We start from the raw sequence: 23564 nt of genomic DNA, 5'->3' as shown, positions 1-23564 counted from the left end.
GAACTCCGGTTCAGAACTCGAGGGAGCGGTCGACGGCGTCCAGGATCCGGTCCAGGTCGGGGAGGTAGTCCTCCTCGATGCGGGACGGCGGGTACGGCGTGTCGAACGCGCCGACCCGCAGCACCGGGGCCTCGAGCGAGTAGAAGCACTGCTCGGTGATCCGCGACGCGATCTCCGCGCCCATGCCGAGGTTGACGTGCGCCTCGTGCGCGACGACGGCGTGACCGGTACGGCGCACCGACTCGTAGACCGGGGCCATGTCCAGCGGGGACAGCGTGCGCAGGTCGATGACCTCGAGGGACTTGCCCTCGGTGGCGGCGGCCTCGGCCGCGGCCAGCGCGGACTTCACCATCGGGCCGTAGGCGAGCACGGTGGCGTCGGTGCCGGCCCGGACCACGCGCGAGGTGAACAACGGCTCGGGCGTGGCGGACTCGTCGAGGTCGGCCTTGTCGGCGTGGTACTGCCGCTTCGGCTCCAGGAAGATCACCGGGTCGTCGCTGGCGATGGCCTGCTGGATCATCCAGTAGCCGTCGACCGGGTTCGAGCAGGCGACCACCTTGAGGCCCGGCGTGTGCGCGAACTGCGCCTCCGGCGACTCGCTGTGGTGCTCGACCGCGCCGATGCCGCCACCGAACGGGATCCGGATGACCATCGGCATCTTCAGCTTGCCCTGCGACCGGAACTGGATCTTCGCGACCTGGCAGACGATCTGGTCGTACGCCGGGTAGACGAACCCGTCGAACTGGATCTCGACCACCGGGCGGTAGCCGCGCAGCGCCAGGCCGACCGCCGTGCCGACGATGCCGGACTCGGCCAGCGGCGAGTCGATGACGCGGTCCTCGCCGAAGTCCTTCTGCAGCCCGTCGGTGATCCGGAAGACGCCGCCCAGCTTGCCGACGTCCTCCCCCATGAGCAGGACCTTGGGGTCGTCCTCCATCGCCTTGCGCAGGCCCATGTTGAGGCCCTTGGCGAGCGTGATCCTCTGCGTACCCTGCGTCGCCATCAGTGCGCCCCCTCGAAGCTCTCCAGGTAGGCCGCGAACCCGTCGCGCTGGGCGACGAGCTCCTCGGTCATCTCGGAGTAGACGTGGTCGAACATGCTCAGCGGCTGCGGGTCCGGCAACGCCTTGCAGCCCTCGCGGAGCCGGTGGCCGAGGTCGTCGGCCTCCTGCTGGACGTCCGCGAAGAACGAGTCGTCCGCGACGCCGTTGCGGCGCAGGTACGCCTTCACGCGGGCGATCGGGTCCTTGAGCTTCCAGCGCTCGAGGTCGTCGCTGAGCCGGTAGCGCGTCGGGTCGTCGGTCGTGGTGTGCGCACCCATCCGGTACGTGTAGGCCTCGACGAGCGTGGGGCCCTGGCCGTCGCGGGCTCGCTGCAGCGCGGCCTGGGTGACGGCGTACGTCGCGAGGACGTCGTTGCCGTCGACGCGGACGCCGGGGAAGCCGAAGCCGAGAGCCCTCTGGTAGAGCGGGATCCGGGTCTGCCGCTCGATCGGCTCGGAGATGGCCCACTGGTTGTTCTGGCAGAAGAACACGACCGGGGCGTTGTACGACGCCGCGAAGATGAACGACTCGTTGACGTCGCCCTGCGAGGAGGCGCCGTCACCGAAGTGCGCGATGACCGCGGCGTCGCGGTCCGGGTCGCCGGTGCCGACGACGCCGTCGCGCTGCAGGCCCATCGCGTAGCCGGTCGCGTGCAGCGTCTGCGCGCCGATCACGATCGTGTACAGGCCGAAGTTGTTGTCGGCGGGGTCCCAGGAGCCCTGGTCGACGCCGCGGAACAGCCCGAGCAGGTCGAGCGGGTCGACGCCCTTGCACCACGCGACGCCGTGCTCGCGGTAGGTCGGGAAGACGAAGTCCTGGGGACGCAGCGAGCGGCCGGCGCCGATCTGCGCGGCCTCCTGGCCGAGCAGCTGCGCCCAGATGCCGAGCTCGCCGTGCCGCTGGAGGGCGGTGGCCTCGGTGTCGATGCGACGGGTCAGGACCATGTCGCGGTAGAAGCCGAGGATCGCGTCGTCGCCGAGGTCGAAGGAGAAGTCCGGGTGCTCGACCCGCTCCCCCTCGGGGGTCAGCAGCTGGACGAGCTCGGGGCCGCCGTCCTGCTGCGAGGGCCCGAAGACCTCCACGAGGTCGGGCCCGAAGCCGGGTGTCTCACCCGATGACTGCGTGCTCACGTGCGCTCCTTCGATGTCGTCGGCGGTACGGGGTCTCCGCGTGCCGATGGCTGTCGCTCCGGACGCGGGACGCGGGGGTGGTGCGCCCTGTGACCCGGAACACAATCGTGCACACTCAACTTACCTGCGTCGTCGTCGCCCCCGCCAATCGTCCTCGCCGGCCCTAGTGCACCTCACCGAGGTCCTCGTGCTCCTGGTGCGTCTCCGGCTCGACCTGGAACGTCGAGTGGCGTACGTCGAAGTGCTCGGCGGTGCACTCGGAGAGCCGGTCCAGGATGCCGCCGACGCCGTGCTCGTCGAGCGCCTGCTGGGTGACGGTGACGTGCGCGGACAGGCTCGGCATGCCGCTGGTGATCGTCCAGGCGTGCAGGTCGTGCACGTCCACGACACCGGACATCTCGAGGAGGTGTGTGCGGACGTCGTCGAGGTCGAGCCCTGCCGGCGCGACCTCGAGCAGCACCAGCGAGGCCTCGCGCAGCAGCACCAGCGAGCGCGGCAGGATCAGCGCGGCGATCGCCAGCGAGGCGATCGGGTCGGCCCGGTCGAAGCCCCAGAGCAGGATCGCGAGACCGGCGAGGACGGCCAGCAGCGACCCCAGCAGGTCCGCGAGCACCTCGTTCAGCGCACCGCGCAGGTTGAGCGAGCCGGTGTCGGAGCGGTTGAGGACGTACAGCGACCCGCCGTTGGCGACCAGGCCGACGAGCGCGAACAGCACCATCGGCCCGGCGTCCACCTCGACCGGTTCGGCGAGCCGCGAGATCCCCGCCCAGGCCAGGTAGCCGCACACGACGAGCAGCACCAGCGCGTTCACGAGCGCGGCGAGGATCTCGGCCCGGTGCAGCCCGAAGGTCGAGCGCGGTCCGCCGCGGAGCGTCGCGACGTACGACGCCCCGAGCGCCAGTACCACGGCGGCGGCGTCGGTGGCCATGTGGCCCGCGTCCGCGAACAGCGCGAGGGACCCGGTGACGATCGCGCCGACCACCTCGAGTGCCATCACGACGAGAGTCACGACGAGCACGACGCGCAGCCGCCCGCGGTCCGCCGCGCGACCGGCGGCGTGGTCGTGGTCGTGGTCGTGGCCCATGCGTCCATTGTGACGATTCGGCGTGTTGTCCTGCGCGCGGCCGCCCGGCGGGTGATCCTGTGCGCTCACAACCGGGTGCGAGTGGTGGGGCGGCAACAGGTGCGGTGGGGGATTCGGGCGGCGTCGGCTGCCCTCGTGGTGATGATGACGGTCTCGCTGGGCGGCGGCGCGGACGCGTCACTGGCGCCGCTGCAGCGGGCGACGCCGCTGATCCACCAGGACCGGTTCGCCGATCCCTCGGTGGCGTCCTTCTCGCGGGGGTACGTCGCGGTCGCGACCGGCTACCTCGCGCCCCGGGCGGTGTCCCGCTCGCCGCGTGGGCCGTGGCGCCCCGTGCGCCGAGCCCTGGTGGACCTTCCGCGGTGGGTCAGGTCGGACCAGGTCTGGGCGCCGGACCTGGTGCAGGCGAAGCGCGGCTGGCTCCTGTACTACTCGGCGGTGGCGCACGGCCGGCGGCGCTGCATCGGTGTCGCTGCGGCTCGGCACGTGCTCGACACGTTCCACCCGGTCGGCAAGCACCCCCTGGTGTGCCCTCCGCAGGGCGCCATCGACCCGTCCGGGTTCCGGCGGGCGAACGGTGGCCGGACGCTGCTGTTCAAGACGCAGGGCAACCCGACGTCGATCCGGATGATCCGGCTCACCCGCGACGGCCTCCACCGCGGCGACCGCGCGAGGGCCCGGGTGCTGCTGCGCAGCGGGCACACGGTCGAGAACCCGGTCCTCGTCCGGCACCGCAAGCACCTGGTGCTGTTCACCTCCGAGGGCTACTTCGGCAGCTGCGACTACCGCACCACCTGGCGGACGTCGCGGCACCTCTTCGGGTGGCGGCACGCCCGCGCCCACTCCCTGCTGCGCCGCGACAACACCCGCATCTGCGGTCCCGGCGGCGCCGACGTCCTGACGGCCGGGCGCAAGCAGCCGATCATCTACTTCCACGGCTGGACGTGCGGCCACGGCCGGCGCCCCTGCCCGCACCGGTTCGAGCTCGGGCGGGCGGCCCGTCCGTGGGCGCGCCGGGTGCTGTACGCCGCGTACCTGCACTGGCGGCACGCCACACCGCACGTGCACGGGTTCGTCCGCCGCTGACCCCGGCTCGGCCCGCCTAGGCTGTCGCCGTGGAGCTGGAGTTCAGCGGCGAGGTCTGGGAGTGGCGCGGCCCCGCGCCGTACCACTTCGTGTGGGTGCCCGAGGACGAGGCCGAGCAGCTCCAGGAGACCGCCGCGGCGGTGACCTACGGCTGGGGCATGATCCCGGTGACGGTGACCATCGGTGACACTGCGTGGACGACGTCGCTGTGGCCCAGGGACGGCAGCTACGTGGTGCCGCTCAAGGACCGGGTCCGCAGGGCCGAGGCCATCGAGCTCGGCATGGTCGTTGACGTGCGGCTGCAGGTGGACGTCTGACCGCCCGCGGACACGTCCGGATCCCGGCGCGCCGGCGCCGCGCGGGCTGGGCCGCGCGGGCTGGGCCGCGCGGGCTGGGCCGCGCGGGCTGGGGCCGCGCGGGCTGGGGCCGCGGCGGTCGCCGCCCGCAGCGTGATCACCGAGCCGATCGCGGCGTACCGGTCGCCGCTCACCGCCACGTTCGGCGACCACCAGTAGCCCCTCCCGCCACACCGGTCGGGCACTTCTGCCGCTTTTCGGCCGTTGCAACGCCCGAGAAGCGAGGGGATCCCCGGCGAGCCGGGGATCCCGTCACAGCTGTCCCGCCAGAGCCGGGCATGGTCGTCGACGTGCGGCTGCAGGTGGACGTGTGAGCGCCCGCGGACACCTCCGGATCCCGACCCGCCAGCCGGGCCGCGCCGGTCGGGGCCGCATCGTGATCACCGAGCCGATCGCGGCGTACCGGTCGCCGCTCACCGGCCACGTTCGACGACCACCAGTAGCCCCTCCCGTCACACCGGTCGGGCACTCCTGTCGCTTTTCGGCCGTTGCAACGCCCGAGAAGCGAGGGGATCCCCGGCGAGCCGGGGATCCCGTCAGAGCGCCGATCCCGGTCAGAGCCCGTCCCGGCCGTGCGGCGTCAGCCAGACCGAGTTGTCGGGACCCTTCGGCACGATGCCGCTCGGGTTGATGTCGGAGTGCACGACGTAGTAGTGCTTCTTGATCTGGAAGAAGTCGATGGAGTCGCCGAAGCCGGGCGTCTGGAACAGGTCGCGCGCGTAGCCCCACAGCGCCGGCATCTCGGTGAGCTTGTTGCGGTTGCACTTGAAGTGCCCGTGGTAGACCGCGTCGAAGCGGGCCAGCGTCGTGAACAGCCGGATGTCCGCCTCGGTGATGGACGGACCCATCAGGTAGCGCCGGTCGGTCAACCGGTCCTCGAGCCAGTCAAGGGTCGCGAAAAACCGGTCGTACGCCGCCTCGTACGCCTCCTGCGACGTGGAGAACCCCGCGCGATAGACGCCGTTGTTCACCTCCGTGTAGATCCGCTCCATGACCTCGTCCATCTCCTCGCGGAGGTCATCGGGCCACAGGTCGGGTGCGTCGGGCCGGTGGAAGTCGCGCCACTCGTGGAAGAGGTCGTGGGTGATCCACGGGTAGTCGTTGGTGACCACGCCGCCCGACTCGATGTCGACGACCGCCGGCACCGTGATGCCGCGCGGGTAGTCGGGGAACCGCCTGAAGTAGGCCTCCTGCAGACGCTCGTAGCCGAGCACCGGGTCGCGGCCGCCGGGATCGAGATCGAACGTCCAGCTGCGCTCGTCGTGGGTGGGTCCGCACAGGCCCATCGAGATCACGTCCTCGAGCCCGAGCAGGCTGCGGACGATGATCGAGCGGTTCGCCCAGGGGCACGCTCTTGCCGCGACGAGTCTGTACCGGCCCGGCTCGACCGGCCACAACTCGCCCTCCACGGGCCCGTGCTCGGGCTTCCGGGCGCCCCGGGTGATCCGGTCGGGGATGTAGTTGGCGTCGCGCTGGTACTCGCCCGAGTCGCTCATGGCCTCACTGTAGGCAGCAGGCCCTGACGGTCCTTCGCCCTCAGCACCCGCAGCGCCGCGGCGTCCACCTTGTCCCGGAACTTCTCGCTCGTGCGCGCCCGGGCCAGCACCGCGTCGTACATCGCCGGCAGCGGGTCGGGGTCGACCGTGAGCACGATGTCGCCGCCGGCGCCGATGAACCGCAGCGCCCGCCCGGCGGGGCTGAACGAGGCCACCTGCTTCGCGCGCGCCAGGTCGTCGGAGATCACGACGCCCGTGAAGCCCAGGTCGCCGCGCAGCACGGTCCCGATCACGAACGGGGAGAACGCCGCCGGGTGCCTCGGGTCGAGCCGCGTGTAGTACGCCGTCGACATCATCACCGCGGGCACGCCGGCGGTGACCGCCGCCCGGAACGGCCGGAAGTAGGGGTCGTGTCGCCGGGTCACGCGGTCGGTCACGTTCGCGTGCGTGTCGGTGTTGGCGCGCACCCGGCCCAGGCCGGGGAAGTGCTTCACGGTCGGTACGACGTGGCCGTCGGTCATCCCCCGCAGGAACGCGACCCCGTGGTGGGCGACCACGCGCGTGGTGAACCCGAACTCCCGCTGGTACCCGCCGATCGGCGGGTTGTGCTGGGCGGCCTGCGGGCTCGGGACGGTGTCCATGACCGGCGCGAGGTTCATGTTCACGCCGGCGCTCTGCAGCTGCCCGGCCCATGCCCGCGCGGCGCCGCGCAGCTTCGGCAGCCCCCAGCTCCCCTGGGTCAGGGCAGAGGGCATGTCGGAGAAGGCGCCCCCCTGGAGCACCTGCACCAGGCCGCCCTCCTGGTCGGTGGCGACCAGCAGTCGCACGCGGTCGGTCGAGGCCGCGTCAACCTCGGCACGCATCACCTTCGAGACGTGCTTCGGCGCGCGGACGCCGCCGTAGCTGCGGCCGGTCAGCATCACGTTGCCCACGTGGTAGCGCCCGATCTGGGCTCGGGTCCGCTGGTCCACCTCGGCGGCAGGCGTCCCGACCATGAACAGCTGCCCGACCCGCTGCGCCAGCGACATGTCCGCGAGGACGTCCGCAGGCCGGTCCGGGGCCGCGTGCGGGAGGGCCATCGCGAGGGTGGCGACGAACGGGACGAGGAGCTGAGGGAGCACAGCGGCGACGCTACAAGACGTGACTGCAAAGAACCGTTTGCAAATGTCTCTTTGCAGTCGTACCGTGCTGCCATGGACGTCACCTCCATCACCCCGAGCCCCGAGGCCCTCAAGGCGCTGACCCACCCGCTCCGGCTGCGGATGCTCGGCCTGCTCCGCATCGACGGGCCGGCCACGGCGACCACGCTGGCGACCCGGCTCGGCCTGAACACCGGCGCGACGTCGTACCACCTGCGCCAGCTGGAGCGGCACGGCTTCGTGGCCGAGGACACCGCGCGTGGCAACGCCCGGGACCGCTGGTGGCGGGCCGCGCACCAGTCGACGACGACCGACACGGCCCGGCCGGCCGACCCCGCGGACGCCGAGACGCTGGAGGCCTACCTCCAGTCCGTCGCGGTCGTGATGACCCAGACCCTCCAGCGCTCCGTCGAGGAGCTCGGGCTGCTGCCGCCCGCCTGGTCCGACGCGACGACCTACAGCGACTGGGTGATCAAGCTGACCCCCGCCCGGGCCAAGGCGCTCGTCGAGAGGCTGGCCGAGGTCCTGCACGCCGAGCCCGAGCAGGAGGACGACGACGAGGCGGTCCAGTACGTCGTGCAGCTCAACGGGTTCCCGTACCCGGGCCGGGTCGGCGGGGCCGAGGAGTGACCCTGCGCCGTACGCCCCTCTACGGCTGGCTGACCGCGGAGGCGGTCTCGCTCACCGGCACCCGGGTGTCGATGATCGCGCTGCCGTTCCTGGTCCTCACGACGACCGGTTCGGCCACCCAGACCGGCCTGGTCGCGCTGTTCGAGACCCTCCCCATGGTCGTGCTGAAGGTGCTCGGCGGCCCGATGATCGACCGGGCCGGTGCGCGCCGGGTCAGCATCGCCTGCGACCTCGGCAGCCTGGTCGTCGTCGGCTCGATCCCGGCGCTGCACCTGCTGGACCTGCTGTCCTTCCCGCTGCTGCTGGCCCTGGTCGCGGTCGCGGGTGCCCTGCGCGGACCCGGCGACTCGGCCAAGCACGCGCTGGTCCCGGCGATCGCCGAGCACGCGAACGTGCCGATGGAGCGGGTCACCGGCCTGGCCGGCACGGTCGAGCGCACCTCGTCGATGCTCGGCGCGGCGCTCGCCGGCGGTCTCGTGGCTGTCGTCGGAGCGACCAACGCGCTCGTCGTCGACGCCGCCACCTTCGGCATCTCGGCTGTCGTGCTGATCCTCACGACCCGCTCGCTGCCGGCACCCCCGCCGGTGGTCGAGGACGACGAGGCGTCCTACCGGCGCCAGCTGCGCGAGGGCTGGGACTTCCTGCGCGGCGACCGGGTGCTGCTCGGCATCGCGGTGATGGTCGCGCTCACGAATCTCCTGGACGCGGCGTACGTCAGCGTCCTGGTGCCGGTCTGGGCGGTCGACTCCGGACGCGGCGCAGGCGCGATCGGTCTCGTGTTCGCCGTCTTCGGCGGGTGCTCCGCGTTGGGCGCCGTCTGCGCCGCGGCCTGGGCGTCACGGCTGCCGCGCTACCGGACCTACCTGCTCGCGTTCCTGGTCTGCGGCCTGCCGCGGTACGCCGTGTTCGCGTTCGACAGCCCGCTCTGGCTGATCGTCGCCGCGACCGTGGCCTGCGGCTTCGCCGCGGGGTTCATCAACCCGGTGCTCGGCGCGGTGATCTTCGAGCGCATCCCGCAGCCGTTGGTCGGCCGGGTGTCCTCCCTGACGACGGCGATGTGCTTCGCGCTGATCCCGTTCGGCGGCCTGCTCGGCGGCGTGCTCGTCACCGGCGTCGGCCTCGAGCCGGCCATGCTGGTCGTCGGCCTCGCCTACTTCGCGGTCACGATGCTGCCGGCGGTCGACCCCCGCTGGCGCGAGATGGACCGGCGGCCCGACGCGAGTGCGCATGCGGAGGTCGAGGTGGCGCCTCGCTGACGCCGCGCCCCGGCCTAGCGCGGGAAGGCCGCGGCGACCGCGAGCAGCCGGTCGTTGGCCTCGGTCTCGCCGATCGACACCCGGCAGCCCTCGCCCGCGAACGGGCGCACGACGATCCCGGCCTCGTCGGCCGCGGCAGCGAAGTCGAGCGTCCGCTCGCCGAGGTCGAACCAGACGAAGTTGCCCTGCGCCTCCGGCACGTGCCAGCCGGCCTCACGCAGGCCGGTCACGACGCGGGTGCGCTCCGTCACCAGCGCGTCGACGCGCTCGAACAGCTCGTCCTGCCGCTCCAGGGACGCGATCGCCGCCGCCTGCGCGACCGTCGAGACGCCGAACGGCAGCGACACCGCGCGCAACGCCGCCGCGATCGGAGCGGGCGCCACGGCGTACCCCACCCGGAAGCCCGCGAGCCCGTAGGCCTTGGAGAAGGTCCGGGTGACCACGACGTTCTCGTGGCGGCGGTAGGTCGCGATGCCGTCCACGGCGTCGGGCATCCGCACGAACTCGACGTACGCCTCGTCGACCACGACCAGGACGTCCGAGGGGACCCTCGCCAGGAAGGCGTCCAGCTCGGCCTGGGTGACCGCGGGGCCGGTCGGGTTGTTCGGGGTGCAGACCAGCACCACCTTGGTGCGGTCGGTGACGGCGGCCGCCATCGCGTCCAGGTCGTGCCGGCCGTCGGCCAGCACCGGCACCTTGACGCCGGTCGCGGCCGCGGCGGTGACCGCGATCGGGTAGGCCTCGAAGGACCGCCACGCGAACACGACCTCGTCGCCGGGGTCGCAGAACGCCTGCACGAGCTGGTAGATCAGCCCGACGGAGCCGGTGGCGACCGAGAGGTGCCCGGCGGGCACGCCGAACTTCCGCGACAGCGCCTCGTAGAGCGCCGAGGCGCCCATGTCCGGGTAGCGGTTCATGGCGCCGACGCCGGCCTGCACGGCCTCGACGACACCGGGGAGCGGCGGGTACGGGTTCTCGTTCGACGACAGCTTGTAGGAGGTCATCCCGGGGCGCACCGTCGGCGGCTTCCCGGCGACGTACGGCGGGATCTCCGCGACGTTCGACCGGGGCTGGGGGCTGGTCATGGGCAGCACCCTAGCCACGGCGCCACGGGCGGAGCGCGAGCGCCAGCAGGATGCCGACGGCCACCCCGACGACCGCGCCGGTGACGTTGTCGATCACGTCGGTCACGTCGCACGCCCGGTCGATCCGCGCCAGCGCGAGCTGCGTCGCCTCGATCCCGATCGAGTACGCCGCCAGCAGCACCAGCCCGACCGGTACCCCCACCCACGCGAACCGCGGCCAGCGGGCGAGGGCCAGGACCAGCAGCGCCCCCGCGGGCACGAACACCACGGCGTTGAGCGTCCGCTGGCCGCCGCCGAAGATCCAGAAGCCCTCCGGCGCCGGGCCACCGATGTCCCAGGAGCACGTGACGAGCCGGCCCTCCGCGGACACGATGCCCGGAGCGCCGTTCGCGGGGATGAGGGTGATCGAGCCGATGACGAGCACCGACCAGACCAGCCCGGCCACCGACACGGCGGTCAGCCAGCCGAGCCACCGGCTCAGCCCCACCGCGAGCAGCGCGCAGCCGAGGCCGGAGACGACGACCAGGGCGAGCATCACCCCCACGCCGCCGACCGGAAACACGCCTCGACCGTAGCGGGGCTCAGGAGGCGCGCTCGGGGTTGTCGGGGGAAACCCGCCCGACACGCCGCTGGTGTCCCGGCGTGTCGTCGGGTTTCTCCGGTCAGCCGGAGAAACCCGCCCGGGCCCGCCCCCTACGGCAGCAGCACCTCGCCGCCCGGCACCGACGGCAGGTCGCGGCCGATGGTGACGTCGACGGGGTTGGTCAGGCAGCGGATCGAGCCGCCGCCCTTGTGGAACTCGGAGACCTCCACGAGCACGACCTCGAAGCCCCACTCCTCGAGCCGGGCGCGCACCCGGTCGGGGCAGGCGGGCATCAGCACGGTCCGGCCGAGCACGATCGAGTTGGCGCAGAACGTCGTCAGCGCCTCCTCCTCGGTGAGCACCAGCGGCTCGGGCACCAGGTCGAGGAGCGCGGCCGCGGACTCCTCGTCCAGGGCTGCGGGGCAGACCAGCGCACGGCGGTCGTCGAGGGGGCAGAAGGCCAGGTCGAGGTGGTACATCCCCGGGTGGGTGATGCGGAGGCCGCGGACCCGGACGTCGAGCTCGGTGGCGAGGTGCTTGAGCGCGAGCTCCTCGGTGCGCGGGCCGTAGCCGACGACCAGCGCATCTCCGAACGCGAACGCGTCACCGGCCTCGAGGTGCGGGCCGACGGCGTCGCGGCCGACGTACGACGTCGCGAAGCCCCGCGAGGCGAACCAGGGCTGCGCCGAGAGCGTCTCCATCCGGCGCTCGGGGTAGCGCATGTGCGACATCACGACGTGGGGGACGCCGTCCTCGCGGACCAGGGCGAGGCCGAGGTTCATCGCGTAGACCATGTCCGGCGCGTCCGCGCGCTGCGGGACCACGTCGACGGTGCCGCCGAGCCGCTCGATGGTGGCGACCAGCTCGCGCCACTGGGCGAGCGCACGCGCGGGGTCGGGCTGGTCGGCGAGGTCCATGAACGGGTTGATCCGGTACTCGACCCGGAAGTGGGTCGGCTCGACCATCACGTAGCGGCGGCCCCAGTGCAGGTCCATGGTCCCTCCTCAGTTCACGCGCAGGTGCTCGGTATTGCCAGATTGTCAGACAACCTGACAGACCGGAGTGTAGAGCAGAATGGCCCCCATGGCCGAACCGCCGTTCAGCACGCTCCACCTCGAGCTCTCCTCGACCGTGGACCGCGTCGCCGACGAGCTGCGCCGGGCCCTGTTCGACGGCGAGCTCGAGAGCGGGACGCCGTTGCGGGAGGTGGCCCTGGCCGAGTCCCTCGGCGTCTCCCGCCCGACCGTCCGCGAGGCGCTCGGGCTGCTGGTCGCGGAGGGGCTGGCCACCCGGGAGCCGAACCGCGGGGTCTCGGTGGCGACGACGGAGGCGGCCACGGTGCACGACATCTGCCGCGCCCGCTGGGTCCTCGAGGGCGCCGGCGTCCGCTGCTGGCGGCAGGCCGACGAGCGGCTGCGGGACGCCGTCCGCACCTCGCTGGTCAGCTACACGGGGGCGGTCCGCAACGCGGCGACGTACCAGGAGCTGAACGAGCGGCACCTCGCGTTCCACATCTCGCTGGTCGGCCTCACGGGGTCGCCGCGGCTGGTGGCGATGGCCGAGAGCCTGGTCCGCGAGCTCAAGCTGGCCCTGGCCCAGGTGGACCGGATCCGCCGCAACGCCCACGACCAGGCCGACACCCACACCCAGCTGGTGATGCTCCTGGAGAGGGGCGACGTCGACGGGGCCTCGGCGTTCCTCCAGAAGCACCTCGACGACGCCGAGACGTCGATCCTCAGCGCCCTGGGCCTGGTCACCCCCTAGGGTGGCGTCGTGGGTTTCGCGAAGTTCGTCGGGTGGCTCGCCACCAATGCCGTGGCGCTGGCCGCGGCCGTCCTGATCTTCGACGGCATCGGCTTCACGGGTTCGTCCGGCTGGGGCGAGGTCGCCGACAACGTCTGGGCGCTGCTGTTCGTGGCGCTGATCCTCGGCATCGTCAACTCGTTCGTCAGCCCGATCATCAAGTTCCTGTCGATCCCGTTCATCATCATCACGCTCGGGATCTTCCTGCTGGTGATCAACGCGCTGATGCTGCTCTTCACCGAGTGGCTGGCCGGGCTGTTCGACATCGACTTCTACGTCAACGGGTTCTGGAACGCCGTCGGCGGGGCCATCGTGATCACGGTCGTGACCTGGGTCGTCGGCCTGCTCTTCGGTGACGCCCGGGACGCCTGAGCCGCGGCGGCCCGGGAGCTACCGGGTCGCCCTGGTCTGCCTCGGGAACATCTGCCGCTCGCCCATGGCGCACGTCGTCCTGGCGGCGAAGCTCGCCGACGCCGGGCTCGACGACCGTGTCGAGGTGACCAGCGCGGGGACCGGCGGCTGGCACGTCGGCAACCCGATGGACCGGCGCGCCGCGGCGACGCTGGCAGCCGCCGGGTACGACCCCACGCACCACCGGGCGCAGCAGTGGGCCGGGACCGACGACCTCGACGCCCAGGACCTGGTGCTCGCGATGGACGCCCAGAACCTCGCGGACCTGGGCGGCCGCCGCGACCGGGTGCGGCTGTTCCGCGACTTCGACCCGCTCGAACCGGGCGGAGACGTGCCGGACCCGTACTACGGTGGGGACTCCGGTTTCGAGGAGGTCCTCGCCATGGTCGAGCGAACGACGGCGGCGCTGGTCGCCGCACTGGAGGAGCGCGCGACGTGACGCGCCAGCCGCTGGTCGCCCGCAGGGCCGAGGAGCTCCTCGGCTCGTCGGTGGTGGCCACGGCGCCGATCGCCGGCGGCGACATCGCCACGTCCACCCGGCTGCGGCTCAGCGACGGGACCACGGCGCTGATGAAGACCCTGCCGCACGCGCCCGAGGACTTCTTCACCGCCGAGGCGGCCGGCCTGCGGTGGCTGGCGGAGCCGGCGCCCGACGGGGCGGCGCACGTCCCCGAGGTGCTCGCCGTCGACCACGAGTGCCTGATCATCCGCTGGGTCGAGCCCGGCAAGAGCTCGGTGGACGCCGCGGCCGCGCTCGGCCGCGAGCTGGCCACCACCCACGCGGCCGGGGCGCCGTCGTACGGCCGCGAGCGGGACGGCTTCATCGGGAAGCTGCCGATGCCCAACAAGCCCTGCGACAGCTGGGCCGAGTTCTACGCGGTCCGTCGGCTGCTCCCCTACGTCAAGCTCGCCCGGGACCGCGGCTCGGCGACCCCGGAGCAGGCGGCCGCGATCGAGGCGGTCGTGCCGCGACTGGCCGCGCTGGTCCCCGAGGAAGGACCGGCGCGGCTGCACGGCGACCTCTGGAACGGCAACGTGCTCTGGGGCCTGGACGGCCACGCGTGGCTGATCGACCCGGCGGCGTACGGCGGCCACCGGGAGATCGACCTCGCGATGCTGGCGCTGTTCGGCCTGCCGCACCTGCCGCGGATGCTCGACGCGTACGCCGAGGCGTGCGCCGGCACGAACCCGCTCGCCGACGGTTGGGAGGACCGGCTCGCCCTGCACCAGCTGTTCCCGCTGCTCGTGCACGCCTGCCACTTCGGGGGTGGGTACGCCGGTCGCGCGGCCGACATCGCGGCCCGCTACACGTGAGCGCCGCTCTCAGTGCGGACTCAGGCATGGCTGGCACAGTAGGGACGTGATCACCGCTCCCGGACCGAAGCCGCGCGTCCTCGTCGTCGACGACGACAAGGCGGTCCGTGAGTCGCTGCGGCGGTCCCTGGAGTTCAACGGGTACGCCGTCACCCTCGCCAGCGACGGCGCCGAGGCGCTCGCCGGCATCGCCGCCTCCGCCCCGGACGTGGTCGTGATGGACGTGATGATGCCCCGGCTCGACGGCATCGAGGCGACCCGCGCGCTGCGCACCGCGGGCAACGACCTGCCGATCCTCGTCCTCACCGCGCGCGACGCCGTCGGCGACCGGGTCGAGGGGCTCGACGCCGGCGCCGACGACTACCTCACCAAGCCGTTCGCCCTCCAGGAGCTGCTCGCCCGGCTCCGGGCGCTGCTCCGCCGGGCCGCCCCTCGGGACGAGGACGCCGAGGACGAGGTGCTCTCGTTCTCCGACCTCTCGATGGACATCGCGACCCGTGAGGTCCGGCGCGGGGAGCGGCCGATCGAGCTGACCCGCACCGAGTTCACCCTCCTGGAGATGTTCCTGCGCCGGCCCCGCCGCGTGCTCGAGCGCTCCTTCATCCTCGAGGAGGTCTGGGGCTACGACTTCCCCACGACCGCCAACTCGCTCGAGGTCTACGTCGGCTACCTGCGCCGCAAGACCGAGGCCGAGGAGGAGCCCCGCCTGATCCACACCGTCCGCGGCGTGGGCTACGTGCTGAAGGAATCGTGACCGTCTTCCCACCCGCCGGCCCGGACGGGCGGTGGCACTACCGCCGCTCGCTGGCCTCCCGGGTCACCGTCCTCACCACCATCGCGGCCGGCGCGACGGTCCTGCTGGTCGCCTTCGGCGCCTACCTGACCGTGCGGATGCAGCTGCAGGCGACGCTCGACGATTCGCTGGTGCAACGGGCGACCCAGGCCGCGAAGTCGCAGGCCCTCGCCGAGATCACCAGCGACTGCGAGATCCCGACCTGGGCCCTGGGAGCCGCCGACGTCCGCATCGCCTTCATCCAGGTCGGCGCGACCCCGGCGGTCCGTACGTGCTCCACCACGAAGAGCTCCGACGACCAGCTCGAGCTCGGTCAGCAGGAGGTCGACGTGGCGACCGGCGATGCCCACGAGAGCATCCGCACCATCTATGCCGCCGGGCAGGCGTTCCGCGTGGTCACCGTGCCGACCCAGCAGCCCGGCCAGGCGCTCGTCGTGGCGCAGTCGCTCGAGTCGCAGGAGAAGGTGCTGCGCAAGCTCGGCATCGTGATGTTCCTCTTCGGGCTGGCCGGTGTGATCGCCTCCGGCATGGCCGGGTGGGCGGTGGCCCGCAACGGCCTGCGCCCGGTCCGCCGGCTGACGGCGTCGGTCGAGGAGGTCGCGCGCACCGAGGACCTCCGCCCGATGCCGGTCGAGGGCGACGACGAGATCGCCCGCCTCACCGCGGCGTTCAACCAGATGCTGGCCGCCCTCGCGGCGTCCCGGGACCGGCAGCGACAGCTGGTCGCCGACGCCGGGCACGAGCTCCGCACGCCGCTGACCTCGCTGCGCACCAACCTGGACCTGCTCAGCCAGGCCGACAGCTCCGGCGGGCTCCCGCCCGGGGCCAAGGAGGAGCTTCTCGACGACGTGCGCGCCCAGATCGAGGAGATGACCACGCTGATCGGCGACCTGGTCGAGCTCTCCCGCGACGAGCCGCTCACCCACGTGGTGGAGGAGGTCGACCTCGCCGACCTCGTCGACCGCACCGTGGGCCGGGTGCGCCGGCGCGCGCCGGGCACGACCTTCGACGTCGACCTCGAGCCGTGGTTCGTCGTCGGCGAGCAGGCCGGCATCGAGCGTGCCGTCACCAACCTGCTGGACAACGCGGCGAAGTGGAGCCCGACGGGCGGCACCGTGACCGTCCGGATGGCCGACGGCACCCTGGTCGTCGACGACGAAGGGCCGGGCATCGGTCCCGAGGACCTGCCGCACGTGTTCGACCGGTTCTACCGCTCGGAGGAGTCCCGCTCGATGCCCGGGTCGGGGCTCGGCCTGTCGATCGTGCGCCAGGTCGCGTCCCGGCACTCCGGGACCGTCGAGGCCAGCACGTCGCCGTCCGGCGGCGCCCGGATGACCCTCTGGCTGCCCGGCTCGATCGCCCCGGTCCCGGACTGGACACCCGCGTCGTGAGGGGACGCGCCGTCCCCGTCGCGCTCGCCGCGGCGGCGCTGCTGGCCGGCTGTTCGTCGTCCGACCCGTCCGGCTCCCCGGCCCCCTCCGCGCAGGAGACCCTGGCGGCCGACGTCGCGTGGAGCCCCTGCGACGGGCTGACGGCCGCGGCGGTCAGCCGGATCGCCGGGGAGCAGGTGACCGAGCAGACCGGGACCACCGACCAGCCACGTTGCACGTTCGTGCCGGAGGAGAAGGGCGGGCCGGCGTACGACGTCTCGTACCTCTACTTCGACGGCGGCCTCGACGCGGCCCTCGACTCGATGGGCGCCATCGCGACCCAGCTGCACCCGGTCACGGTGCCCGGCGCCGACGCCGCCCGGATCGCCGTCCGTGAGCGGAGGTCCGGGATCCTGGTGACCGGGTTCGTCCAGACCAAGGGCCTCGTGCAGAGCGTCAACGCCGTGCACCTGAGGCCGTACGACGAGGACGAGTTCGTGACGAGCGCCACCGACCTCCTCGCGCTGCTGGCCCGGAAGGCTCCGCGAGAATAGGCCGGTGACCGACCCGATCTCGTTCTTCACCCGCGCCGGCGCCGACCTCGTCCCGACCCCGCTGGCGTGCAGCATGTGGAGCGACGACCAGATGCACGGCGTGGCCGTCAGCGGCGCGCTCGCCCGCGCCGCCGAGGAGGGTCTCGCGGGGGCCGGGCGCACCGACCTCCGGCCCGCGCGGTGGTCCGTGGACCTGTTCCGGCAGGCGCGGATGCAGCCGTGCGCGTTCACGACCGAGGTGGTGCGCGAAGGGTCGCGGATCTGCCTGGTCGACGTGACGATGAGCCAGGGTGGCGAGCGGGTGGCCCGGGCCAGCGCGACGTTCCTCAAGCCGTCGGCGAGCACGGACGGCGAGGTGTGGGAGCCGGCCGGGCGCCCGTCCCCTCCTCCGCTCGACGTTGCGCCGCCGAGCGACGAGCCGCGGGTGCCGTTCCTGCTCTCCGGCGGCACCTGGTCGCAGGACTTCACCCAGCACCAGAACGCGGACCGGAAGGCGTACTGGACCAGCGCGATCCCCGTCGTCCCGGACGAGCCGCTGACCGGCTTCCAGACCGCGGCCGCCGCCGCCGACAGCGCCAGCATGGTCACCAACTGGGGCACCCGCGGGGTCGAGTACATCAACACCGACATCGCCTTGACGTTGGCCAGGCAGCCCGCGGGCCTCGAGATCGGGCTGCTCGCGACCGACCGCGTCGAGCACGACGGCATCGCGTCCGGGACGTGCGCGATGTTCGACCGCAGCGGCCCGCTCGGGACCGTCACCGTCGCGGCGCTCGCGAACAGCCGGCGCGCCGTCGACCTCAGCGGCGTCGAGTACTCCGACAACGGCGAGCGCCGGAAGGCGCCGGGGGTCTAGCTGTAGACGTTCGGGTCGCGCCAGGAGCGCTCGAACGGCAGGCGCCAGGCGTTCGGCGCGACCAGCTGGTGGATGGCGTTGGGGCCCCAGCTGCCGACCGGGTACGTGCGGACCGGGGGCGGGCTGGCCAGCAGCGGAATGGACTTCGCCCAGAGCGTCTCGATGCCGTCGGCCGTCGTGAACAGGGTGTGGTCGCCGCGCAGCGCGTCGTGGATGAGCCGCTCGTACGCCTCCAGGACCGCGAGCGAGGACGACGTCTCGTGGGTCGCGAACTGCATGGAGAGCTTCTCGAGCTTCATCCCGGGCCCGGGGCGCTTTCCGTAGAACGACAGCGACATCCGGGACTGGTCGGCGAGGTCGAACGTCAGGTGGTCAGGCCCCTGCGTCCCGGCGTTCGAGCCACGCGGGAACATCGCCAGCGGAGGCTCCTTGAACGCAATGGAGATGATCCGCGCCCCCTCGGCCATCTTCTTGCCCGTGCGCAGGTAGAACGGCACGCCCGCCCAGCGCCAGTTGTCGATCTCCACCTTGAGCGCCACGAAGGTCTCGGTGTCGGACTCCTCGGCGACCTCGGCGTGATCGGTGTAGCCGGCGTACTGACCGCGCACGACGTTGTGCGGCTCGATCGCCCGCATCGAGCGGAACACCTTGAGCTTCTCCTCGCCGATGGGGTCCGGCGCGAGCGAGGTCGGCGGCTCCATCGCCATGAACGCCAGCACCTGCATCAGGTGCGTGACGACCATGTCGCGGTAGGCGCCGGTGCTCTCGTAGAACTTCGTGCGCATCTCCAGGCCCAGGGTCTCCGGGACGTCGATCTGCACGTGGTCGATGAAGTTGCGGTTCCAGATCGGCTCGAAGAGGCCGTTGGCGAAGCGGAACGCCAGGATGTTCTGGGCCGCCTCCTTGCCGAGGAAGTGGTCGATCCGGAAGATCTGGCTCTCGTCGAAGACCTCGTGCAGCCGGGCGTTCAGCCTGCGCGCGGACTCCAGGTCGGTGCCGAACGGCTTCTCCATCACGATCCGCGACTGCTTGACCAGCCCGGCCTGGTCGAGCTGGTGCACCACGTCGAGCGCCGCCTTCGGCGGCACGCTCAGGTAGTGCAGGAAGTCCACCGCACGGCCGCCGTGCTCGAGATCGGTCTCCGCGGCGCGCACCGTCTCGGCGAGGGCCGCCGGCCCGGCCGTCTGTGGGACGTAGCTGAGCAGCTGCGAGAACCGCGCCCACTCCTCCGGGCTCATCGGCTTCTTGCAGAACTCGTCGCAGGCCTCGCGCGCGAGCTTCACGAAGGTCTCGGTGTCGATCTCCTCCAGCGACGTGCCGACGATGCGCGAGTCGTCGATGAGTCCGGCCTGCCACAGGTGCATGAGGCCGGGCAGCAGCTTGCGCCGGGAGAGGTCACCGGTCGCGCCGAACAGCACGATGACGTGCGCGTTCTCCATGCCCTCCACGGTAGATCACCGGTCGATGCGGGCGTTCGCCGCGACGCCCGTTCCGGGTCATCGCGGGGTCGTCCCACGTCGCTCGGCCGGTTCCTGGGTGGTGCGTTCTCGCGGGGCCAGCGCGCTCAGGAGCCGCTCGGCCTTCCAGCGCGACTCGGCGTACTCGTCCTCCAGCCCGGAGCGCACGGTGATCCCCCCTCCGGTGCCGAGCCAGTACCGGCCGTCGCCGGCGGTCGTGAGGCTCCGGATCACGACGCCCAGGTCGGCGCGGCCGTCGGCCGACACCCAGCCGAAGGCGCCCGAGTAGACGCCCCGGGGCGTGTCCTCGACAGCCTCGATGACCTGCATGGTGCGCAGCTTCGGTGCACCGGTCATGGACCCGGCCGGGAAGAGCGCCCGCAGCGCCTGGACGGTCGTCACCTCCGGCCGGAGCGTGCCCCGGATCGTGCTGACCAGCTGGTGCACGGTCTCGTAGGACTCGACGTCCATCAGCGTCGGCACCGTGACCGACCCCGGTAGGCAGACGGTCGCGAGGTCGTTGCGGAGCAGGTCGACGATCATCAGGTTCTCGGCGCGGAACCTGGGATCGGTGGCGAGGTGCCGGCGGGTCCGCTCGTCCTCCTCGGGAGTCGCGCCTCGCGGCGTGGTGCCCTTGATCGGCTTGGTCTCCAGGGTGCGGTCGGCCCCGACTAGGGCATACCGCTCGGGACTGCTGCTCAGCAGCCAGGCGCGGGCCCCGGGCAGGTCGTGCTGGAGGAACCCGGCGTACGGCGCGGGGTTGAGCTCGCGGAGCCGCAGGTACGCCGTCACCGGGTCGAGGTCGCTCCCGGCCTCGAGCCGGTAGGTCAGGTTGACCTCGTAGGTGTTGCCCGCGTGCAGCTGCTCCTGGACCTCGGCGAAAGCGGTGGCGTACTGCGTGCCGGGATCACCGGTCGGACGCGGATCCCTGCCGTCATCGGCCGCGGCGGCGCTCGGCGACGTCAGGGGACGCCCGACGACCTCGTGCTCGAAGAACCTGATCTCGCGGGGCCGCATCCAGACCGCGTCCGGGAGCGGGCCGCCGACGGTGGCCGGCAGGTCGGGCCGGCAGGCGTAGCCGAGGTAGCCGATCCAGTGGTCCTCGGGCGAGCCGTCGGCGAGCTCGGCCTCCAGGGCGGCGAACACGTCGTCGCCGACGACGTCCGCGCGGCCGGCGGCGTGCCGGGTGACGGTCCGCGTCGCGGCGTCGTACGTCAGCGAGAGGTCGTCCTCGTCGAGCCAGCCGACCATCGACCGGCGACCGGACCACTCGCGGGCGCCGCCGCCGTCGAGCCAGAAGCAGCGCGGGTGGGCCGCGGCGGTCTCCCGGAAGAAGGCGACGGGGTCGGTCACGCGAGGCCCAGGAAGTTGGCGACCAGCCGGGCACCGTGCTCGGAGAGGATCGACTCGGGGTGGAACTGCACGCCCTCGAGCGGCAGCGACCGGTGCCGCACCCCCATCACCACGCCGTCCGCCCACGCGGACACCTCGAGGTTGTCGGGCACGGCGACCGCGGCGAGCGAGTGGTAGCGCACCGCCGCGAACGGTGACGGCAGGCCCGCGAACACCCCGCGGCCGTCGTGGGTGACCGCGGCGACCTCGCCGTGGGCGGGCTCGACCCGGTTGACGGAGCCGCCGTACGCCGTCACCAGGCCCTGCAGGCCGAGGCACACGCCGAGCACCGGCCGGGAGCCGGCGGCGAGCACCTCGCGGCCGACCGAGAAGTCCGCGGGGACGCCGGGGTGGCCCGGGCCGGGCGACAGCACGACGTGGGAGTGCGCGAGCACCTGGGCCGCGGACACCTCGTCGTGCTGGACGACCGACGGCAGCGCCCCGGTCACCGCCGCGATGAGGTGGACCAGGTTCCACGTGTAGGAGTCGTGGTGGTCGACCACGACCACGTCCGGAGCCACGGGCACAACCTAGTCGCGGCGTCAGGTCCTCGGCGTGTCGGGCGTTGCGGATTGGTCACCAACCGCAGGTTCCGGCCCGAAATCCGTGCGGTTTGGTCACCAACCGCGGACCTGGGGACGCGAACCGGGCCACCAGCCCACCCCTGGGGACGCCAACCGGGCCGACCACGAACGCCCGGAAACGCGGAAGGGCCCGATGAAGCTGGGGGGCAGTCTTCACCGGGCCCACGAGCGGATTCCCGCCGTGTCACAGGCAAGAGCGTAGCGAATCAGGAACTCGATGTACCGCGTTCGAGGAGAAGGTCGCCGACGATTTCGTGCAGCAGGTCGTACCCGTGCTCGGTGAGGATCGACTCGGCGTGGAACTGGATGCCCCGGAAGTGCGGACCGGTGACGAGGTGGATGTCACCGGTCTGGACGTCCGTCTCGACCGCGACGCCGTCGGGGAGGGTCGCGGAGCCGACCCGGCCGACGAAGGTGTTGTAGAACCCGACACGCTCGGTGCGGCCGGCGATGCCCACCGGTGACTGCGTCCCCTGGAACACGATGTCCTTGTAGGTGAGCGGGATCCCGAGGTGGTGGCACAGCGTCTGGTGCCCGAGGCACACCGCGAGGAACGGCCGCCGGGCCGCCATCAGGTCCGCGACCGCGGCCCGCAGGCTCGCCATCTTCGGGTCGTCCCCGTCGCGCGGGTCACCCGGACCGGGGCCGACGATCACCAGGTCGAAGCCGTCGAGGACGCCGGGTGCGTAGTCCTCGTGGCGTACGACGGTGCTCGTCATGCCGAGCACGCCGAGGACGTGCCGGAGCATGTTCACGAAGTCGTCCTCGCCGTCGAGGATCACGACGCTGAGCCCCGCCAGGCGCGGGTCCGGCGGCGAGCCGCCCTGGTCGGTGAGCCAGAAGCGGGAGAGCCGCCGGTTGCGGGAGTTCAGCTCGAGCAGCACGTCCTCGTCGTTCACCAGCTCGGCGACGTTCACGCTCGGGACCGGCGCCGGCTCGACCAGGCCGAAGGCGCTGAGGATGCCGCCGGCCTTGGCGTGCGTCTCCGCGACCTCGTACGCCGGGTCCGAGTCGCGCACCAGGGTCGCGCCGGCGGTCACGGTGAGCCGGCCATCGAGGTCGACGGCGGCGGTGCGGATGACGATCGGGCTGTCCACCACCGGTCCGCCCTGGGCGTCGCGGCCGAGGATCGCCAGCGCGGCGCCGTAGTAGCCGCGCCCCTCGGTCTCGTACTGCTTGATCAGCCGGCACGCGTTCTCGACCGGTGAGCCGGTCACGGTCGCGGCGTACATCGTGTCGCGCAGCACCTCGCGCGGGTCGCGCCGGGTGCGGCCGGCCAGGAGGTACTCGGTGTGGATGAGCCGGCTCATCGGCTTGAGGAACGGGCCGAGCACCTGCCCGCCCTCGTGGCAGATGTCGCACATCATCTTGAGCTCCTCGTCGACGACCATGAAGAGCTCGTAGATCTCCTTCTCGTCGCGCAGGAAGTCCAGCAGCCCGCCGCGCAGGTCCGTCTCCTCGCGGGGCAGCCGGAAGGTGCCGCTGATCGGGTTCATCCGCACGTCGCCGCCGTGGATGGTCACGTGCCGCTCGGGGCTCGCGCCGATCAGGTACCGGTCGCCGGTGAAGAAGACGAACGTCCAGTACGCGCCGCGCTCACGCTCGAGCAGCCGGCGGAAGACCTCCAGCGCCTTGTCGGCGCCCCAGTCCGCGACGGTCGCCCGGTAGTGCCGCCCGATGACCAGGTTGGCGCCCTCGCCCTGCCCGATCTCGTCGGTGATGATCGCCGCGACGAGCTTGCCGTAGGCGTCGTCGTCGGTGTCGAACCCCCCGCGGTCGGAGAACTCCACCGCCACCTCGTCGATCGCGTCGACGACCTCGGCGACGGTGAACTCCAGCTCCGTCTCGACGTCGACCACCACCAGCGGAGTCCCGTCGTCGTGGGCCTCGAAGCCTCGCTCGCGCACCTGCCGGAACGGTACGGCGAGCAGCCGGTCCGCGATGTGCCCGGCCTCGGGCACGCCCTCCTCGAGCGGTACGTCGAGGATCGACTCGACCACGTGACGGCGGCCCCCGACGACGCCGACCGTGTCGCGGTCACCCGCCCGCGTCGAGCGCCGGATGATCGCCCACGCCTCGTGCCCCTGGACGGCCGCAATGGCTTCCCGGGCAGAGGGGGTCGTCGTCATGGGACGACTGTAGT

24 protein-coding genes are annotated in these 23564 nt (G+C 72.3%); 12 read left to right on the top strand and 12 right to left on the bottom strand.

Going from position 1 to position 23564, the window contains the following annotated elements; genetic code table 11:
• Positions 1-10 precede the first annotated feature (10 nt).
• The 3 genes from N538_RS0118235 to N538_RS0118225 form a co-directional block, all read right to left on the bottom strand.
• Positions 11-1003 (bottom strand): alpha-ketoacid dehydrogenase subunit beta, encoded by a 993-nt coding sequence (locus tag N538_RS0118235; RefSeq protein ID WP_028638495.1) that lies wholly within the window; start codon positions 1001-1003, stop codon positions 11-13.
• Entirely contained in the window at positions 1003-2172 is a 1170-nt protein-coding gene (pdhA, locus tag N538_RS0118230; protein ID WP_028638494.1) for a pyruvate dehydrogenase (acetyl-transferring) E1 component subunit alpha, read from the bottom strand. Before pdhA ends, N538_RS0118235 begins: the two co-directional genes overlap by 1 nt.
• A gap of 163 nt (positions 2173-2335) precedes the next feature.
• Positions 2336-3256: a cation diffusion facilitator family transporter gene (locus N538_RS0118225; protein ID WP_028638493.1), complete on the bottom strand. Its 921-nt coding sequence runs from the start codon at positions 3254-3256 to the stop codon at positions 2336-2338.
• A 141-nt stretch (positions 3257-3397) separates the two neighbouring features.
• On the opposite strand from N538_RS0118225, the gene N538_RS0118220 reads away from it, so the two are divergent.
• Both N538_RS0118220 and N538_RS0118215 read left to right on the top strand, forming a co-directional pair.
• A complete protein-coding gene (locus N538_RS0118220; RefSeq protein ID WP_231496291.1) occupies positions 3398-4342 on the top strand; it encodes a family 43 glycosylhydrolase in 945 nt (314 codons plus the stop codon).
• 29 nt (positions 4343-4371) lie between these two features.
• Positions 4372-4659 carry a DUF1905 domain-containing protein gene (locus tag N538_RS0118215; protein WP_028638491.1) on the top strand — a complete coding sequence of 96 codons (288 nt, stop codon included), beginning with the start codon at positions 4372-4374 and terminating at the stop codon, positions 4657-4659.
• 593 nt (positions 4660-5252) lie between these two features.
• Here N538_RS0118215 and N538_RS0118210 read toward each other — a convergent pair.
• On the bottom strand, positions 5253-6194 hold the full coding sequence (locus N538_RS0118210) for a glutathione S-transferase family protein (protein WP_028638490.1): 942 nt from the start codon (positions 6192-6194) through the stop codon (positions 5253-5255).
• A complete protein-coding gene (locus N538_RS26110; RefSeq protein WP_197025392.1) occupies positions 6191-7315 on the bottom strand; it encodes a glycoside hydrolase family 3 protein in 1125 nt (374 codons plus the stop codon). The genes N538_RS0118210 and N538_RS26110 overlap by 4 nt, the downstream gene beginning before the upstream one ends.
• Before the next feature lie 72 nt (positions 7316-7387).
• Here N538_RS26110 and N538_RS0118200 point away from each other — a divergent pair, with 72 nt between their 5' ends.
• Positions 7388-7963: a winged helix-turn-helix domain-containing protein gene (locus N538_RS0118200; RefSeq protein ID WP_051549426.1), complete on the top strand. Its 576-nt coding sequence runs from the start codon at positions 7388-7390 to the stop codon at positions 7961-7963.
• Positions 7960-9219 (top strand): MFS transporter, encoded by a 1260-nt coding sequence (locus N538_RS0118195; RefSeq protein ID WP_051549425.1) that lies wholly within the window; start codon positions 7960-7962, stop codon positions 9217-9219. The genes N538_RS0118200 and N538_RS0118195 overlap by 4 nt, the downstream gene beginning before the upstream one ends.
• Positions 9220-9233: 14 nt before the next feature.
• Here N538_RS0118195 and hisC read toward each other — a convergent pair whose 3' ends face one another.
• The 3 genes from hisC to N538_RS0118180 all read right to left on the bottom strand — a co-directional run bounded on the left by hisC (position 9234) and on the right by N538_RS0118180 (position 11882).
• Positions 9234-10304: a histidinol-phosphate transaminase gene (gene hisC / locus N538_RS0118190; RefSeq protein WP_028638487.1), complete on the bottom strand. Its 1071-nt coding sequence runs from the start codon at positions 10302-10304 to the stop codon at positions 9234-9236.
• A 10-nt stretch (positions 10305-10314) separates the two neighbouring features.
• Positions 10315-10866 (bottom strand): VanZ family protein, encoded by a 552-nt coding sequence (locus N538_RS0118185; protein WP_028638486.1) that lies wholly within the window; start codon positions 10864-10866, stop codon positions 10315-10317.
• Positions 10867-10997: 131 nt separating this feature from the next.
• On the bottom strand, positions 10998-11882 hold the full coding sequence (locus N538_RS0118180; RefSeq protein ID WP_028638485.1) for a dimethylarginine dimethylaminohydrolase family protein: 885 nt from the start codon (positions 11880-11882) through the stop codon (positions 10998-11000).
• Between the two features lie 88 nt (positions 11883-11970).
• On the opposite strand from N538_RS0118180, the gene N538_RS0118175 reads away from it, so the two are divergent.
• The 8 genes from N538_RS0118175 to N538_RS0118140 are packed head-to-tail and all read left to right on the top strand — an operon-like array spanning position 11971 to position 17988.
• Positions 11971-12651, top strand: a complete 681-nt coding sequence (locus N538_RS0118175) for a GntR family transcriptional regulator (protein WP_036571266.1) — start codon at positions 11971-11973, stop codon at positions 12649-12651.
• Positions 12652-12660: 9 nt separating this feature from the next.
• Positions 12661-13062 (top strand): phage holin family protein, encoded by a 402-nt coding sequence (locus N538_RS0118170; RefSeq protein WP_028638483.1) that lies wholly within the window; start codon positions 12661-12663, stop codon positions 13060-13062.
• Positions 13043-13540, top strand: coding sequence for a low molecular weight protein-tyrosine-phosphatase (locus tag N538_RS0118165; protein ID WP_036571262.1), 498 nt, complete (start codon positions 13043-13045; stop codon positions 13538-13540). The genes N538_RS0118170 and N538_RS0118165 overlap by 20 nt, the downstream gene beginning before the upstream one ends.
• A complete protein-coding gene (locus N538_RS0118160; protein ID WP_028638481.1) occupies positions 13537-14415 on the top strand; it encodes a fructosamine kinase family protein in 879 nt (292 codons plus the stop codon). The genes N538_RS0118165 and N538_RS0118160 overlap by 4 nt, the downstream gene beginning before the upstream one ends.
• A gap of 46 nt (positions 14416-14461) precedes the next feature.
• Positions 14462-15169, top strand: a complete 708-nt coding sequence (locus tag N538_RS0118155; protein WP_028638480.1) for a response regulator transcription factor — start codon at positions 14462-14464, stop codon at positions 15167-15169.
• Positions 15166-16599, top strand: coding sequence for a sensor histidine kinase (locus tag N538_RS0118150; protein ID WP_028638479.1), 1434 nt, complete (start codon positions 15166-15168; stop codon positions 16597-16599). Before N538_RS0118155 ends, N538_RS0118150 begins: the two co-directional genes overlap by 4 nt.
• Positions 16596-17132: a DUF3558 family protein gene (locus N538_RS0118145; protein ID WP_028638478.1), complete on the top strand. Its 537-nt coding sequence runs from the start codon at positions 16596-16598 to the stop codon at positions 17130-17132. Before N538_RS0118150 ends, N538_RS0118145 begins: the two co-directional genes overlap by 4 nt.
• 4 nt (positions 17133-17136) lie before the next feature.
• Positions 17137-17988 carry an acyl-CoA thioesterase domain-containing protein gene (locus N538_RS0118140; RefSeq protein ID WP_051549424.1) on the top strand — a complete coding sequence of 284 codons (852 nt, stop codon included), beginning with the start codon at positions 17137-17139 and terminating at the stop codon, positions 17986-17988.
• Here the strand turns inward: N538_RS0118140 and zwf are convergent.
• The 4 genes from zwf to N538_RS0118120 all read right to left on the bottom strand — a co-directional run bounded on the left by zwf (position 17985) and on the right by N538_RS0118120 (position 23550).
• The gene (gene zwf / locus N538_RS0118135; protein ID WP_028638476.1) at positions 17985-19427 is read right to left on the bottom strand and encodes a glucose-6-phosphate dehydrogenase; all 1443 of its coding nucleotides are present in this window, start codon (positions 19425-19427) and stop codon (positions 17985-17987) included. The genes N538_RS0118140 and zwf overlap by 4 nt on opposite strands.
• 57 nt (positions 19428-19484) lie before the next feature.
• Entirely contained in the window at positions 19485-20798 is a 1314-nt protein-coding gene (locus tag N538_RS26105) for an anthranilate synthase component I family protein (RefSeq protein ID WP_051549423.1), read from the bottom strand.
• Positions 20795-21358 carry an anthranilate synthase component II gene (locus N538_RS0118125; protein WP_028638475.1) on the bottom strand — a complete coding sequence of 188 codons (564 nt, stop codon included), beginning with the start codon at positions 21356-21358 and terminating at the stop codon, positions 20795-20797. Before N538_RS0118125 ends, N538_RS26105 begins: the two co-directional genes overlap by 4 nt.
• Before the next feature lie 269 nt (positions 21359-21627).
• Positions 21628-23550: an anthranilate synthase family protein gene (locus N538_RS0118120; protein WP_028638474.1), complete on the bottom strand. Its 1923-nt coding sequence runs from the start codon at positions 23548-23550 to the stop codon at positions 21628-21630.
• Positions 23551-23564 lie beyond the last annotated feature (14 nt).

The sequence above is a fragment of the Nocardioides sp. URHA0032 genome (assembly GCF_000620645.1).
GTDB lineage: Bacteria > Actinomycetota > Actinomycetes > Propionibacteriales > Nocardioidaceae > Nocardioides.
Note: the sequence above shows the minus strand (reverse complement) of the source record. Positions and strands in the feature narration are given on the sequence as shown.

Bases quoted from the DNA above. Each gene is read 5' to 3' on its own strand.
- N538_RS0118220 (WP_231496291.1), top strand. From the start codon at position 3,398: ATGATGACGGTCTCGCTGGGCGGCGGCGCGGACGCGTCACTGGCGCCG.
- N538_RS0118225 (WP_028638493.1), bottom strand. From the start codon at position 3,256: ATGGGCCACGACCACGACCACGACCACGCCGCCGGTCGCGCGGCGGAC.
- zwf (WP_028638476.1), bottom strand. From the start codon at position 19,427: ATGGAGAACGCGCACGTCATCGTGCTGTTCGGCGCGACCGGTGACCTC.
- N538_RS0118175 (WP_036571266.1), top strand. From the start codon at position 11,971: ATGGCCGAACCGCCGTTCAGCACGCTCCACCTCGAGCTCTCCTCGACC.
- N538_RS0118235 (WP_028638495.1), bottom strand. From the start codon at position 1,003: ATGGCGACGCAGGGTACGCAGAGGATCACGCTCGCCAAGGGCCTCAAC.
- hisC (WP_028638487.1), bottom strand. From the start codon at position 10,304: ATGACCAGCCCCCAGCCCCGGTCGAACGTCGCGGAGATCCCGCCGTAC.
- N538_RS0118120 (WP_028638474.1), bottom strand. From the start codon at position 23,550: ATGACGACGACCCCCTCTGCCCGGGAAGCCATTGCGGCCGTCCAGGGG.
- N538_RS0118180 (WP_028638485.1), bottom strand. From the start codon at position 11,882: ATGGACCTGCACTGGGGCCGCCGCTACGTGATGGTCGAGCCGACCCAC.
- N538_RS0118200 (WP_051549426.1), top strand. From the start codon at position 7,388: ATGGACGTCACCTCCATCACCCCGAGCCCCGAGGCCCTCAAGGCGCTG.
- N538_RS0118210 (WP_028638490.1), bottom strand. From the start codon at position 6,194: ATGAGCGACTCGGGCGAGTACCAGCGCGACGCCAACTACATCCCCGAC.